14 protein-coding genes are annotated in these 12,864 nt (G+C 66.1%); 10 read left to right on the top strand and 4 right to left on the bottom strand.

Annotation, left to right across the window (positions count from 1 at the left end):
- Window positions 1–3: 3 nt before the first annotated feature.
- The 4 genes from ACGHX3_RS10550 to ykgO all read right to left on the bottom strand — a co-directional run bounded on the left by ACGHX3_RS10550 (window position 4) and on the right by ykgO (window position 2,724).
- The gene (locus ACGHX3_RS10550; protein ID WP_394694919.1) at window positions 4–981 is read right to left on the bottom strand and encodes an aldo/keto reductase; all 978 of its coding nucleotides are present in this window, start codon (window positions 979–981) and stop codon (window positions 4–6) included.
- A gap of 123 nt (window positions 982–1,104) precedes the next feature.
- On the bottom strand, window positions 1,105–2,136 hold the full coding sequence (locus tag ACGHX3_RS10545) for an agmatine/peptidylarginine deiminase (RefSeq protein WP_394694918.1): 1,032 nt from the start codon (window positions 2,134–2,136) through the stop codon (window positions 1,105–1,107).
- A gap of 27 nt (window positions 2,137–2,163) precedes the next feature.
- Window positions 2,164–2,490: a hypothetical protein gene (locus ACGHX3_RS10540; RefSeq protein ID WP_394694917.1), complete on the bottom strand. Its 327-nt coding sequence runs from the start codon at window positions 2,488–2,490 to the stop codon at window positions 2,164–2,166.
- A gap of 108 nt (window positions 2,491–2,598) precedes the next feature.
- A complete protein-coding gene (gene ykgO / locus ACGHX3_RS10535) occupies window positions 2,599–2,724 on the bottom strand; it encodes a type B 50S ribosomal protein L36 (RefSeq protein ID WP_010342887.1) in 126 nt (41 codons plus the stop codon).
- 172 nt (window positions 2,725–2,896) lie between these two features.
- On the opposite strand from ykgO, the gene cmk reads away from it, so the two are divergent.
- From cmk to ACGHX3_RS10485, 10 genes are all read left to right on the top strand, one after another.
- On the top strand, window positions 2,897–3,574 hold the full coding sequence (gene cmk / locus ACGHX3_RS10530) for a (d)CMP kinase (protein ID WP_313926910.1): 678 nt from the start codon (window positions 2,897–2,899) through the stop codon (window positions 3,572–3,574).
- A 149-nt stretch (window positions 3,575–3,723) separates the two neighbouring features.
- A complete protein-coding gene (rpsA, locus tag ACGHX3_RS10525; protein ID WP_162337937.1) occupies window positions 3,724–5,415 on the top strand; it encodes a 30S ribosomal protein S1 in 1,692 nt (563 codons plus the stop codon).
- Window positions 5,416–5,512: 97 nt separating this feature from the next.
- On the top strand, window positions 5,513–5,818 hold the full coding sequence (locus ACGHX3_RS10520; RefSeq protein ID WP_055944733.1) for an integration host factor subunit beta: 306 nt from the start codon (window positions 5,513–5,515) through the stop codon (window positions 5,816–5,818).
- A gap of 70 nt (window positions 5,819–5,888) precedes the next feature.
- A complete protein-coding gene (locus ACGHX3_RS10515) occupies window positions 5,889–6,173 on the top strand; it encodes a lipopolysaccharide assembly protein LapA domain-containing protein (RefSeq protein ID WP_394694916.1) in 285 nt (94 codons plus the stop codon).
- A gap of 3 nt (window positions 6,174–6,176) precedes the next feature.
- Entirely contained in the window at window positions 6,177–7,355 is a 1,179-nt protein-coding gene (gene lapB, locus ACGHX3_RS10510; protein WP_162337939.1) for a lipopolysaccharide assembly protein LapB, read from the top strand.
- Window positions 7,355–8,326 (top strand): lipopolysaccharide biosynthesis protein, encoded by a 972-nt coding sequence (locus ACGHX3_RS10505; protein ID WP_394694915.1) that lies wholly within the window; start codon window positions 7,355–7,357, stop codon window positions 8,324–8,326. The genes lapB and ACGHX3_RS10505 overlap by 1 nt, the downstream gene beginning before the upstream one ends.
- A gap of 18 nt (window positions 8,327–8,344) precedes the next feature.
- The gene (locus ACGHX3_RS10500) at window positions 8,345–10,258 is read left to right on the top strand and encodes a polysaccharide biosynthesis protein (protein ID WP_394694914.1); all 1,914 of its coding nucleotides are present in this window, start codon (window positions 8,345–8,347) and stop codon (window positions 10,256–10,258) included.
- Complete coding sequence (galU, locus tag ACGHX3_RS10495) at window positions 10,255–11,157, top strand: UTP--glucose-1-phosphate uridylyltransferase GalU (protein ID WP_313926906.1); 903 nt, start codon at window positions 10,255–10,257, stop codon at window positions 11,155–11,157. The genes ACGHX3_RS10500 and galU overlap by 4 nt, the downstream gene beginning before the upstream one ends.
- 69 nt (window positions 11,158–11,226) lie before the next feature.
- Entirely contained in the window at window positions 11,227–12,519 is a 1,293-nt protein-coding gene (locus tag ACGHX3_RS10490) for an NAD(P)/FAD-dependent oxidoreductase (protein ID WP_394697273.1), read from the top strand.
- A gap of 35 nt (window positions 12,520–12,554) precedes the next feature.
- Window positions 12,555–12,860, top strand: a complete 306-nt coding sequence (locus tag ACGHX3_RS10485) for a tRNA-binding protein (RefSeq protein ID WP_249720458.1) — start codon at window positions 12,555–12,557, stop codon at window positions 12,858–12,860.
- Window positions 12,861–12,864 lie beyond the last annotated feature (4 nt).

Raw genomic sequence — 12,864 nt, 5'->3', positions numbered from 1 at the left:
GGCTCAGGCCACCGCGACGATCAGTGCATCGCGCTGCGCCGGGGTCAGGTCCGGACCCGTGCCTGCTTTCAGGTTGTCGGTCTGCCGATCGGGCTTTCCGGTCGCCGGGATCACCGCGGTCACCGCGGGATGGCTGAGGGCAAACTTCAGGAAGGCCTGCGCCCACGACGACACGCCCGCTTCCGTCAGCGCGGGCGGCACCGGCTTGTCCTTCACCTGCGCAAACAGCTTGCCGTCCTCGAACGCGCGGTTGATCAGCACGGCGACGCCCAGATCCTGCGCCAGTGGCAGCACGCGCTTCTCCGCGCCACGACTGACGACGGAATAGTTGATCTGCAGGAAGTCCGGCTTCTCCGCCTGCACGACGTCGGCCAGTTCATCCTGCGCGCGTTCGACATAGTGGGTCACGCCGACGTACTTCACCTTGCCCTGTGCCTTCAGTTCCCGCGCCACCGCCATCTGGGTCTTCAGGTCTCCCAAGTTGTGGACCTGCAGCAGCGCGACCTTGTCCGTCTTCAGACGACGAAGCGTGTCCTCGAACTGCGCGATGCCCGCGTCGCGTCCGCTCACGCCGGACAGTTTGGTGGCCAGCCAGGCCTTGCCGGTCAGCTGTTGCTCGGCCAGCAGCGCGCCCATCACGTCTTCGGCGACGCTGTAGGTAGGCGCGGTATCGATCAAGGTCGCCCCGGCCGCGAAGAAGCGCTTCAGTACCTCGCGCAGCGGATCCAGTTCGGCCGCGCTCTGGCCGACCTCGAAGCTGCCCGAGGTGCCCATGCCGATGACGGGCACGCGCTCGCCCGTGGACGGGATGGCGCGGGTGTTCAAGGCGCCCAGGACGGCGTCGGTGGCGGACGTTGCCGCGGTAACGGCGGGAGGCGTCGTGCCGGCGGCACCGGCCTGGGCCGCGTCGCGGCACGCCGCCAATCCCAGGCCGGCGGTGGCCAGCGCAGTGGTCGTCAGGAACTTGCGTCGTGAATACACGGCCGTCTCCTTTGAGGGGAAACGGTGGTTATCCGGGATCGCGTCAGGTGAGATGTAAACGAAGCGTTCAATCTGCGCCCAACTGATGTCACGGTGCCATGAGCCGTGGCACCGCAGCTTTCATCAGTCCAGCAGGCCGGCCGGCAGTTGCATGGTGATGCAGTGCAGGCTGCCGTTCTGCCAGATCAGTGCACGGCAGGGCACCTGCACGATCTCGCGGTCCGGATAGGCTTCCGCCAGCACGTCGGCGGCGCGGTCGTCGGCGGGATCGCCATAGGCCGGCATCAGGACGGCACCGTTGATGATCAGGTAGTTCGCATACGACGCCGCAAGCCGGCGGCCGTTGTCGATGACCGGCTGCGCCCACGGCAGCGGGAACGGCCGGTACGGGCGACCGTCGGCGGTGCGCAGGGCGGCGATGTCGGCCGCCATCGCCTGCAGTTCCGCGTGGTGCGCGTCGCCGGCGTCGTCGCAGGCCTGGTAGACGATGGCATCGCCGGGCGCGAAGCGGGCGAGGGTATCGATGTGGGCGTCGGTGTCGTCGCCCTCCAGGTAGCCGTGGTCCAGCCACAGCACCCGGTCCTGCTTCAGCCAGCGCGCCAGCTTTTCCGTCAGTTCGTCGCGGGAGGCATAGGGATGCCGTTTGTGCAGGCATTGCCATGTCGTCAGCAGAGTCCCGGCACCATCGGTTTCGATGGCGCCACCTTCCAATGCAAAATCAATGCTTTGGACGAAGTAGTTGTGAAACAACTGCATCCCCGAAAGTTCGCCGACCAGCCGGTCGTCTCGGCTGGCCTCGTACTTGCCGCCCCAGCCGGTGAAACGGAAGTCGAGCAGCTTGAAGCGGTCGCCATCGCGCAGGGTGATGGGGCCCGAGTCGCGCAGCCAGGTGTCGTCGTATTCGGCCAGGACGAAGTGCACGCGCGCCATGTCGACGCGCGCGGAGCGCAGTCGTGCTTCGGCATACGTCTGCAGGTCGTCATCGGCGACACAGATCACCACCGGCTGGAAGCGGGTGATCGCAGCGACCAGGGCGACATAGGTCTCCTCGACCTCGGCGAGGCGGTCGGCCCAGTCGGTCTCGGCGTGCGGCCAAGCGATCAGGACCGCGGACTGGGGTTCCCACTCCGCGGGAAAGCGATAGGCATCGGTCATCGGATTACAGGGCGCGTGCAGCGCCGGTCAGCGGATGGGGGGCTTCGGGCCGATTTCCTCGGCAGAGGCCTTGTTCAGGACCACGTCGATGACGCGGCTCTTCTCGAAGTACACGGTAAAGCCCGGATAGACCCAGCGATGGATCACCGGCCACTGGCGCTTCTGGCCGCCGCGCGGCTCCAGCTTATGCTGGGGCGCGCCGAAGCGGGCCTCGACATCGGCGGTGGTCTGCCCGCGGGCCGGGGCGGCGACGGGTTGTTCCTGGGCGCGTTCGATCAACAGCGTATCGGCGGATGCCGGGCCGGCAAGGCCGAGCAGGGCGATCAACGGAAGTGCGAGGGCACGGCGGCTCATGGTGGAACTCCCCTGGGTGATCCGCCTTTTATAACAAAAGGCAGGCAACAAAAAACCGCCCGAAGGCGGCTTTCCGCGCATTGCCGGCCGGAGCCGGCAGTGCCGTTCTCAGCGCTGGCGCGCCTTGAAGCGGGGGTTGGACTTGCAGATCACGAAGACCTTGCCGCGGCGGCGGACCACCTTGCAGTCGCGGTGACGGGCCTTCGCCGACTTCAGGGAGGACAGGACCTTCATGAGTTGAAACCTCGGCGTAAATGTATGGGGTGAAACGAAGCCCGTCATTCTAACGGCAATTCCATAGCCGGATCAAGCGGTTGCATGGGCCGGTGAGCGGGATGGCCTTGGGTGGCGTCGGCGCAGGGGCGTCGAGCATCCATAATGGAACCTCCGACTCATGGAAGCCCGCATGTCCGACCTCGCTCCCGTCCTGACCATCGATGGCCCTTCCGGCGCGGGCAAGGGGACGGTCAGCCGGATCGCCGCGTCCCGGTTGGGCTGGCACTACCTGGATTCCGGGGCTCTCTACCGGGCGGTGGGCGTGGCGGCCAGCTGGGCGGATCTGGACGTTTCCGATCCCGCTGCGTTGGTCCGTTGCGCCTTCGATACCCGGGTTGGCTTCAGGGAAACCGAGGCGGGATTGCGCGTGATCGTCGACGATCTGGACGCGACCGACGAGCTTCGTCTGGAAACGACCGGCGCGCTGGCATCCGCCATCGCCGCCATCCCGGAGGTCCGCTCGGCCCTGAAAGAACGGCAGCGGGCCTTCCGCCAGGCCCCGGGGCTGGTGGCGGACGGGCGCGACATGGGGACGGTCATCTTTCCGGACGCGCCTTACAAGGTCTTTCTGACCGCCAGCGCCGACGAGCGGGCCGAAAGGCGCTATAAGCAGTTGAAAGACAAAGGGGTTTCCGTCACAATCGACGGTCTGCTACGCGAGATCCTCGCCCGCGATGCCCGTGACGCCCAGCGCACGGTGGCGCCCCTGAGGCCGGCCGACGACGCCGTCCTCATCGACACCACCGGCCTCGGCATCGATGCGGTCGTCGAGCGCGTGCTGGCCTTGGTGCCCGCACGCGCAGGCTGAGTCTGGCGCTGCAGAAGGTCCGTGCGGAATCCTCCGCGCGATTTTCCAACCACAACACTCACGGCCATACGCATCCCGCGCAGGCCGACAACGGGTGGACCGTCCGCCTTCCGTGCGCCGGTCTGTTTCATCAACCGAGTATTTTTTCAATGACCGAATCATTTGCCGAACTGTTTGAACAGAGCCAGACCCAACTGGCCAAGCTGAAGCCGGGCGCCATCGTCACCGGCGTCGTCGTGGAAGTCCGCAACGACGTCGTGGTGATCAACGCCGGCCTGAAGTCCGAAGGCATCGTGCCGATCGAACAGTTCCGGAACGACGCCGGCGAAATCGACGTGGGCGTGGGCGACGAAGTGAAGGTGGCCCTCGACTCGATCGAGAACGGCTTCGGCGAAACCGTCCTCTCGCGCGAGAAGGCCAAGCGCGCCATGGTGTGGGACGAGCTGGAAGAAGCGCTGGAGAAGAACGAGACCATCACCGGTCGCATCAGCGGCAAGGTCAAGGGTGGCTTCACCGTCGACATCAAGGACGTCCGCGCATTCCTGCCGGGCTCGCTGGTCGACGTGCGTCCGGTGCGCGACCCGGGTTACCTGGAAGGCAAGGAGCTCGAGTTCAAGCTCATCAAGCTGGATCGCAAGCGCAACAATGTGGTCGTCTCCCGCCGTGCGGTGGTCGAGAGCGAGCATTCGGAAGAGCGCGAGCAGCTGATGGACAAGCTGCAGGAAGGCGTGGTGCTGAAGGGTGTGGTCAAGAACCTCACCGACTACGGCGCGTTCGTCGACCTGGGCGGCATCGACGGCCTGCTGCACATCACCGACATGGCGTGGAAGCGCGTGCGTCATCCGTCCGAAGTCGTGGAAGTCGGCCAGGAGCTGGACGTCCGCGTGCTGAAGTACGACCGTGAGCGCAACCGCGTCTCGCTGGGCCTGAAGCAGCTGGGCGAGGATCCGTGGGACAACATCGCCCGCCGTTACCCGGCCAACAGCCGCGTGTTCGGCAAGGTCTCCAACGTCACCGATTACGGCGCGTTCGTCGAGATCGAGCCGGGCGTCGAAGGCCTGGTGCACGTGTCCGAGATGGATTGGACCAACAAGAACGTCAACCCGTCCAAGGTTGTCCAGGTTGGCGATGAAGTCGAAGTCATGGTGCTGGACGTGGACGAAGAGCGTCGCCGCATCTCGCTGGGCATGAAGCAGGTCGCCGCCAATCCGTGGGAGACCTTCGCGGCCACCCACAAGAAGAACGACAAGGTGTCCGGCCAGATCAAGTCGATCACCGACTTCGGTATCTTCATCGGCCTGGACGGCGGCATCGATGGTCTGATCCACCTGTCCGACATCAGCTGGAACACCACCGGCGAAGACATCGTCCGCAACTTCAAGAAGGGCGACACGCTGGAAGCCGTGGTGCTGGCCGTGGACCCGGAGCGCGAGCGCATCAGCCTGGGCGTGAAGCAGCTGGAGCAGGATCCGTTCGGCCAGTACATGGCCGCGCACCCGAAGGGCTCGAAGGTCGAAGGCACGGTGAAGGAAGTGGACGCCAAGGGCGCCACGGTCGAACTGGCCGACGGCATCGAAGGCTACGTGATGGCACGCGACATCAGCTACGACCGCGTGGACGACGCCAGCCAGCACCTAAAGGTGGGCGACAAGGTCGAAGCCAAGTTCATCGGCATGGACCGCAAGGGCCGCACCCTGCAGCTGTCGATCAAGGCGAAGGACGAAGCCGAGACCGCCGAAGCGCTGGCCGAGTACAACAAGTCGGCCGCCGAAGCCTCCACCGGTACCACCAGCCTGGGCGCGCTGCTGCGTGCGCAGCTGGACGGTGGCAAGTCCGAGTAAGCGGCTCGCGCCGTTGCAGTATCACCCGCAGTAACGTTCCCCACCGGCCCGGAGATCCCGGGCCGGTGCGGGTACATCCGCCCGAATTCCGCACGCGATGACCAAATCCGAACTCATCGAGATCCTCAGCCGTCGCCAGCCGCACCTCAAGGCCGAGGACGTGGACCTGGCCGTCAAGGCACTGCTGGAAATGATGGGCGGCGCCCTGTCGCAGGGCGATCGCATCGAGATCCGTGGCTTCGGCAGCTTCTCGCTGCACTACCGTCCGCCGCGCATGGGCCGCAACCCCAAGACCGGCGAGTCGGTCGCGTTGCCGGCCAAGCACGTCCCCCATTTCAAGCCGGGCAAGGAGCTGCGCGAGCGCGTCAGCGACGTCACGCCCATCGAAGAGAGCGGCGAGTAGTCCCGCCCCGGCGCGTGTCGTCCAGCGCCGACTCCGTTAAGCTAGGCGCCGTCCTGCAAGGAGTCGCCTGATGAACATGTTCCGCCTGGTCGTCGCACTGCTGTTCCTGGCCTACGGACTCATCATCGGCGTGCTCAACACGCAGCCGATCACGCTGAAACTCCTGTTCACCGAATTCCAGACCTCGTCCGGCGTCGGCATCATGCTGTCCCTGCTGCTGGGCGTGGTGGTCGGCGGCCTGATCGTGGTCGCCACGCTGGTGTGGCCCTTGTACGCGAAGCTGCGCAGGGCGAACCGCTCGGCCGCTGCCGCATCGGGCGATGCCGGCCCCTCGGCCGCCGACAGCGGTCGTTGAGCCATGGCCTTCCTTACCGAGTGGTTCTGGTTCTTCCTGTTCCTTCCGCTGGCCGCGCTCAGTGGCTGGATCATTGGCCGTCGCGGCGGCCAGCGGCACGGCGACACCCAGGTCAGCCGGCTGTCGAGCACCTATTTCCGCGGATTGAACTACCTGCTCAACGAACAGCCGGACAAGGCGATCGAGCTGTTCCTGCACATCGCCGAGCTGGACAAGGAAACCTTCGAAACCCAGGTCGCGCTGGGGCATCTGTTCCGTCGACGCGGTGAAGTGGATCGCGCCATCCGGCTCCACCAGGGGCTGGTGCAACGTACCGACCTCAGCGACGCGCAGCGCGTCCAGGCCCTGCTCGCGCTTGGCGAGGATTACATGCGGTCGGGCCTTCTCGACCGGGCGGAAACCGTCTTCACGGACCTGGCGCAGATCGATCAGCGCGCGCCCCAGGCCCTCAAGCATCTGATCGGCATCTACCAGGCGGAACGCGACTGGGAAAAGGCGATCGACAATGCCCGACGCTACGAAGAGGTCACGACGGAGCCGATGGGCAAGCTGGTGGCCCAGTTCGAATGCGAACTCGCCGAACGGCAGCGCACGGCGAACAACGTCGAAGCGGCGCGAGCCGCCGTCGCCCGCGCCTACCAGGCGGACGCCGGCAGTGTGCGGGCCGGCATCATCGAAGGACGCATCGAGGCGGACGCCGGCAATGCCGAAGCGGCGATCCGTGCGTTCGAACGCGCCGCCCGGCACGACCCGGATTATCTTCCCGAAGTCCTTCCCAGCCTGCTGACCAGCTACGACCAGGTCGGCGATTTGTCCGGCGCCCGGGCCTTCCTGTCGGAAATGTGCGAGCACTACCGGGGCATCGCACCCGTGCTGGCGCTGACCAAGCTGGTGGAGCGCCAGGATGGCGTGGCAGCGGCGCGCGCCTACCTCGCGCGCCAGTTGAAGGACAGGCCCTCGGTCAGGGGCGAAGCGTCGCTGATCGATCTCACGTTGGCCGAGGGTGCCGATCCCGCGGCCACCCTGCATGACCTCAAGCACATCACCGACCAGTTGCTGGTGCGCAATCCGAGCTACCGCTGCACGCGCTGTGGTTTCGGTGCACGGACGCATCACTGGCAATGCCCGAGTTGCAAGGAGTGGGGTACCGTCAAGCCGCTGTTGAACTATGCGGTAGTCTGATGCCGTCCCTGGTCGTCTGGCTGGCGCTGATCGCCTCGGCCACTGCCGCGGCCACGTGGGTAGCGCGGCAGTACGCCCTGCGCGGCAACCTGATGGACCAGCCGGGTGACCGGCGCAGTCATCATGTCGCGACGCCACGAGGCGGCGGCATTTCCATCGTGCTGGTCGTCCTCGTGGTCGGGTGTTACCTGATGTCGCGTGACCTGTCCGGTCGTGCGTTGTGGATCGGCTTCCTGCCAGGCCTGCTGATCGTGGCCGGCATCGGGTGGTGGGACGATCATCGGCCCCTCTCTCCTTGGCTGCGGCTGGCGGTCCAGGCGGTAGCGGCACTGATGCTGGCCGCCGGGGCTGGGTGGCAGAGCGGCCACTGGCTGCCGGCGCTGTTGGCCTTCGGGGCTGCGATGGTACTGGTCAACGTGTGGAACTTCATGGACGGCATCAACGGTCTGGCCACCACCCAGGCCGGGCTGGCCGCGGTGGCGTATGCGGGGCTGCTGGCGGGCGAGTGGCGCTGGCTGGCGCTGGCGCTGCTGGCGGGTTGTCTGGGCTTTTTGCCGTTCAATTTCCCGAAGGCGCGGATATTCCTGGGCGATGTGGGCAGTGGCGCATTGGGCTTCATGCTGGCGGGGCTGATTGCCGCCGCGCTGACCACCGTGCCGCCGGCCACCGCGCCGTTGTTGCTGATCCCCCTGACAGCGTTCCTTGTCGACGCAGGCTTCACATTGGCGGGGCGCATCCTGCGGGGGGAGCGCTGGTGGACCCCCCATGTGGGGCATGTCTACCAGCGAGGCTCACGGCGCTTCGGGCACACCGCTGTCACCTTGGTTTACATGGCGTTCGGTAGCATTAGCATATTGTTAAGCGTCGCATGGCCGTTGACCACATGGGCGGCTACCATCCCGGTGGTGGCGTTGACTTACGGTGTTGGCGGGATGCTCTGGGTTTTGTTGCGCCGGGGATGGCGCGATTAGTCGTTGGAGAAGGAACTGATGGAATCCTGGCGGGATCGATTGGGGGGCTTTGTCCCCCGTGCGCTGGTGGCGACCCACGATCTGGCCATGGTCTGGCTGTGCTGGCAGGTGCTGCATCGCCTGCGTTACGCCATGCTGCCGCACACGCCCGAATTCCCTCTATGGTCGAACGAGATCGCCGTGGTCCTGCTGGCCCAGGGCGCGGTGTTCTGGTGGATGGGGCTCTACCGCGGGCTGTGGCGCTTTGCCAGCCTTCCCGACCTGTGGAACATCGTCAAGGCGTGCGCGCTGGGGTTCCTGGGCGTTGTCCTGGGCCTGTTCTTCTACAATCGTTTCGGGTCCACACCCCGGGCCGTTCTTGGTTTCTATCCCTTCGCCCTGGTGGGATTCCTCGGTCTGCCGCGACTGGCCTACCGCGCCTGGAAGGACAGTCAGGTCCAGCGCACGTCCGAAAGCGCATCCCGCGTCCTGGTCCTTGGAGCCGGTCGCGCGGGCGAAGCGCTTGTCCGCGAGCTTCGGCGCACCGGTGTATACCATCCGGTCGCCTTTCTCGATGACGCTCCACGGCTCCACGGGTCGAAACTGCTGGGCATCCCGGTACTCGGCGGACTGGAGAATGCCGCCGCCGTCGCGCGCGAGACTGCTGCGCGGATGCTCGTCATCGCCATGCCATCGCTCGACGCGCCCGCCATGCAGCGGGTCGTGGCGATCTGCGAAAGTACGGGGCTCCCGTTCCGCATGGTGCCGCGCCTGGTCAATGTCCTGGAAGGGCAGTCCATGCCGGGCGACCTCAAGGAGGTCGCGATCGAGGACCTCCTCGGGCGCAAGTCGGTCACGCCGGACTGGAAGCTGATACGCGGCTGGCTGGGTGGACGTACCGTCATGGTGACGGGCGCCGGCGGTTCGATCGGTTCGGAGTTGTGCCGCCAGTGCGCGCGTCACGGTGCGCAGCGGATCGCCCTGGTGGAGATCGACGAGTTGGCGCTCATCACCATCCAGGGTGATCTGCGGCGCGCGTTCCCTGATCTCGAGGTGCTTCCCGTGCTGGGCAATTGCGGTGACCCTGCCGTGATCGAGCATGCGATGCGTCTCGCCGAACCGGATGCCGTATTCCATGCCGCCGCGTACAAGCAGGTGCCGTTGCTGGAAGGCCACCTGCGGGAGGCGGTCGGAAACAACGTCCTGGCGACGGAAACCGTGGCACGAGCCTGCCGTGAGTCGGGAGTCGGCACGTTCGTGCTGATCTCCACCGACAAGGCGGTGGATCCGGTGAACGTGCTCGGCGCCACCAAGCGGCTGGCCGAGATGGCGTGCCAGGCGCTCGACGACGGTCGTTCCAGCACGCGGTACGTGACCGTCCGATTCGGCAACGTGCTGGACTCGGCCGGCAGCGTGGTGCCGCTGTTCCGCGAGCAGATCCGCAAGGGAGGGCCGGTGACGGTCACCGACCCGGACGTTACGCGCTATTTCATGACCATCCCGGAGGCCTGCCAGTTGATCCTGCAGGCGGCCTCGGGCGCGGCACATGCGTCAATCTACACGCTGGACATGGGTGACCCGGTGCCGATCCGGCTGCTGGCCGAGCAGATGATCCGCCTGGCGGGCAAGCAGCCCGGGCGGGACATCGCCATCGTCTACACGGGACTTCGCCCGGGCGAGAAGCTGCACGAGACGCTGTTCCATGCGGACGAACGCTACCAGCCCACCTCGCACTCCAAGATCATGAAGGCGCTTGCGCGCGACGTATCGCAGGAGTTCCTGGAACTCGCCCTGCAACGGCTGCGCGCCGCGTACACCCGGTACGACACCGCGGAACTCGGCGAGGTGCTGAGGGTGGCGGTTCCGGAGTTCGCGCCCCTGGTGAACGATCAGGATGAAGCGTCGGCTAATATCGTGGTCTTTCCCGGTCGCGACGCGCGCAGGATCCGATGACCCGAACCAGAATCCGCAAGGCCGTGTTCCCCGTCGCAGGGCTCGGCACCCGCTTCCTGCCCGCCACCAAGACCGTTCCGAAGGAGATGCTGCCGATCATCGATCGGCCGTTGATCCAGTACGCGGTCGACGAGGCCGTCGAGGCGGGCTGCGACACGCTCATCTTCGTGACCAACCGCTACAAGCATGCGGTGGCGGACTACTTCGACAAGGCCTACGAGCTTGAACAGAAGCTCGAACGTTCCGGCAAGACCGAGCAACTGGAACTGGTCCGCAACGTGCTGCCTCCGCATGTGCGCGCCGTGTTCGTCACCCAGGCCGAAGCGCTGGGCCTGGGGCATGCGGTGCTGTGCGCCAAGCCGATCGTCGGCGACGAGCCGTTCGCTGTCCTGCTGCCCGACGATCTGATCTGGAATCGCGGTCCCGGCGCGCTGAAGCAGATGGCCGATGCGGCAGAAGCAGGCGGCAGCAGTGTCATCGCGGTGCAGGACGTGCCGCGGGAGCAGACGGGCAGTTACGGCATCGTCGCGACGGAGGCGTTCAATGGCCGCGAGGGCCGCATCAGCGCCATCGTCGAGAAGCCGAAGCCCGATGTCGCGCCGAGCACGCTGGCGGTCGTGGGGCGTTATGTCCTCGACGCGCGCATCTTCTCGCTGCTGGAGAGCACCACACCGGGTGCGGGGGGAGAAATCCAGCTGACCGATGCGATCGCGGCGCTCCTCGCGGAGAAGCCCGTCCACGCCTATCGGTTCCAGGGCACGCGCTTCGACTGCGGTACGCACATCGGCCTGATCGAGGCCACGATCCGCTACGCGCTCGACCACGAGAAGCTCAGCGATGCTGCGCGCGGCATGATGCAGAGTGCGCTGAACGAGTTGGGCGTGCAGGACCTGGGCTGACCGGATTGCCGCGAGGGGCGGCGTAGGGGTGCCACGCACGTGTCCGTGGCGGGAGATGGTTCCGTGCAGATGGCATCGCGCAATTATTATTCGGAGACCGCGGGCCGTGCTCCGGCGCTGCAAGCGCTGCAGTCACGCGTCGAGGCTGAGGTCTGCGTCGTTGGCGGCGGTTTCGCCGGTCTGAACACGGCACTGGGTCTGGCCGAACGTGGTGTGCGCGATGTCGTGCTGGTGGAAGCGGACACGCCGGCATTCGGTGCTTCGGGGCGCAACGGCGGCTTCGTGTTCGGTGGTTTTTCGCGCGGTGAAGCTTCGCTGTTGCGTGACCTCGGTCCATCGCGGGCGAGCGATCTCTACACCGGAACGACGCAGGCGGTAGAACTGATCCGTCGCCGTATCACCCAGCATGGCATCGCCTGCGATGACACCCAAGCGGGGATCCTCTGGGCGAACTGGTTCAACGACCGGGAGGTGCTCAGGCAGCGGCAGGCGCTGCTCTCGAAGGCCTTCGGCCAGGACTGGCGATGGATGGATCGCGACGAGGTCCGCCGCCAGTTACGCACGACCCGCTACCACGATGCGCTGTACGAGCCGCAGGCGTTCCACTTCCATCCGTTGAAGTACGCGAATGGACTGGTGCGCGTCGCCCGGGAGCAGGGCGTTTCGCTGTTCGCGCATTCGCCCGCTGTTTCACTTGAGCGCACCGGCGGTGGTTGGCGTGTCGCGACGCCGTCCGGGAGCGTCGATGCGAAGCAGGTGGTCCTCGCCTGCGGCGGATATCTTGCGGGCCTGCATCGGCGTGTCGATGCCGGCGTGCTGCCGATCGCGACCTACGTGATGGTCACGGAGCCACTGGGCGCGCGACTGGATGACGCGATGCGTACCCGCGCGGCAATCTATGACACCCGCTTCGCTTTCGACTACTACCGGCCGTTGCCCGATTCCCGGCTGCTGTGGGGAGGGCGCATCTCCATCCTGGATCGTTCGCCTCAGGCGGTCAGGCGCTTGTTGTATCGCGACATGCTGAAGGTCTTTCCGCAACTGGAAGGAGTGGGCATCGACTACGCCTGGTCGGGCCTCATGAGTTACGCCCGTCACGAGATGCCGCAGATCGGGCAGGTCGAACCCGGCCTCTGGGTGGCACAGGCCTTCGGCGGGCATGGCGTGGCGCCGACGACGCTGGCTGGCGAAGTCATCGCCTCCGCCATTGCGGAAGGCGACGAACGTTGGCGTGAGTTTGGCGCCTATGGCCTGGTATCGGCGATGAAGCCGGCGGGATTCCTGGGGGCGCAGCTCAGCTACTGGTGGGCCGAAGCGAAGGACGCGTGGAAGGCGCGAGTGGAGCAGGGGGCGCGGACTTGAGCGGGACAGCAGACCTGATAGGGTGGGACGACTTCATGCGGGTGGAGTTGTGCGCGGGCACTGTGCAGAAGGTCGAGCCGTTCCCGGAAGCGCGGAGGCCGGCATGGAAGGTGTGGGTCGACTTCGGACCGCATGGGGTGAAGAAGACCAGTGCACAGATCCGGTCGCTGTATGCACCCGAGGATCTGGTCGGACGCCAGATCGTGGGTGTCATCAATTTCCCGCCCAAGCAGGTCGGTCCTTTCATGTCCGAGTTTTTGCTGACCGGATTCCACACCGACGAGGGCGTGGTGATCACCACGGTCGAACGCCGGGTTCCTGACGGTACGCGCATGGCGTGACGGT

Source organism: Pseudoxanthomonas japonensis (assembly GCF_043632995.1).
GTDB lineage: Bacteria > Pseudomonadota > Gammaproteobacteria > Xanthomonadales > Xanthomonadaceae > Pseudoxanthomonas_A > Pseudoxanthomonas_A japonensis.
Note: the sequence above shows the minus strand (reverse complement) of the source record. Positions and strands in the feature narration are given on the sequence as shown.

Excerpts from the sequence above, each read along its gene's own strand:
- ACGHX3_RS10490 (WP_394697273.1), top strand. The coding sequence starts at position 11,227 with ATGGCATCGCGCAATTATTATTCGGAGACCGCGGGCCGTGCTCCGGCG.
- ACGHX3_RS10520 (WP_055944733.1), top strand. The coding sequence starts at position 5,513 with ATGACCAAATCCGAACTCATCGAGATCCTCAGCCGTCGCCAGCCGCAC.
- cmk (WP_313926910.1), top strand. The coding sequence starts at position 2,897 with ATGTCCGACCTCGCTCCCGTCCTGACCATCGATGGCCCTTCCGGCGCG.
- ACGHX3_RS10545 (WP_394694918.1), bottom strand. The coding sequence starts at position 2,136 with ATGACCGATGCCTATCGCTTTCCCGCGGAGTGGGAACCCCAGTCCGCG.
- galU (WP_313926906.1), top strand. The coding sequence starts at position 10,255 with ATGACCCGAACCAGAATCCGCAAGGCCGTGTTCCCCGTCGCAGGGCTC.
- ACGHX3_RS10505 (WP_394694915.1), top strand. The coding sequence starts at position 7,355 with ATGCCGTCCCTGGTCGTCTGGCTGGCGCTGATCGCCTCGGCCACTGCC.
- lapB (WP_162337939.1), top strand. The coding sequence starts at position 6,177 with ATGGCCTTCCTTACCGAGTGGTTCTGGTTCTTCCTGTTCCTTCCGCTG.
- rpsA (WP_162337937.1), top strand. The coding sequence starts at position 3,724 with ATGACCGAATCATTTGCCGAACTGTTTGAACAGAGCCAGACCCAACTG.
- ACGHX3_RS10485 (WP_249720458.1), top strand. The coding sequence starts at position 12,555 with ATGCGGGTGGAGTTGTGCGCGGGCACTGTGCAGAAGGTCGAGCCGTTC.
- ACGHX3_RS10540 (WP_394694917.1), bottom strand. The coding sequence starts at position 2,490 with ATGAGCCGCCGTGCCCTCGCACTTCCGTTGATCGCCCTGCTCGGCCTT.
- ACGHX3_RS10500 (WP_394694914.1), top strand. The coding sequence starts at position 8,345 with ATGGAATCCTGGCGGGATCGATTGGGGGGCTTTGTCCCCCGTGCGCTG.
- ykgO (WP_010342887.1), bottom strand. The coding sequence starts at position 2,724 with ATGAAGGTCCTGTCCTCCCTGAAGTCGGCGAAGGCCCGTCACCGCGAC.
- ACGHX3_RS10515 (WP_394694916.1), top strand. The coding sequence starts at position 5,889 with ATGAACATGTTCCGCCTGGTCGTCGCACTGCTGTTCCTGGCCTACGGA.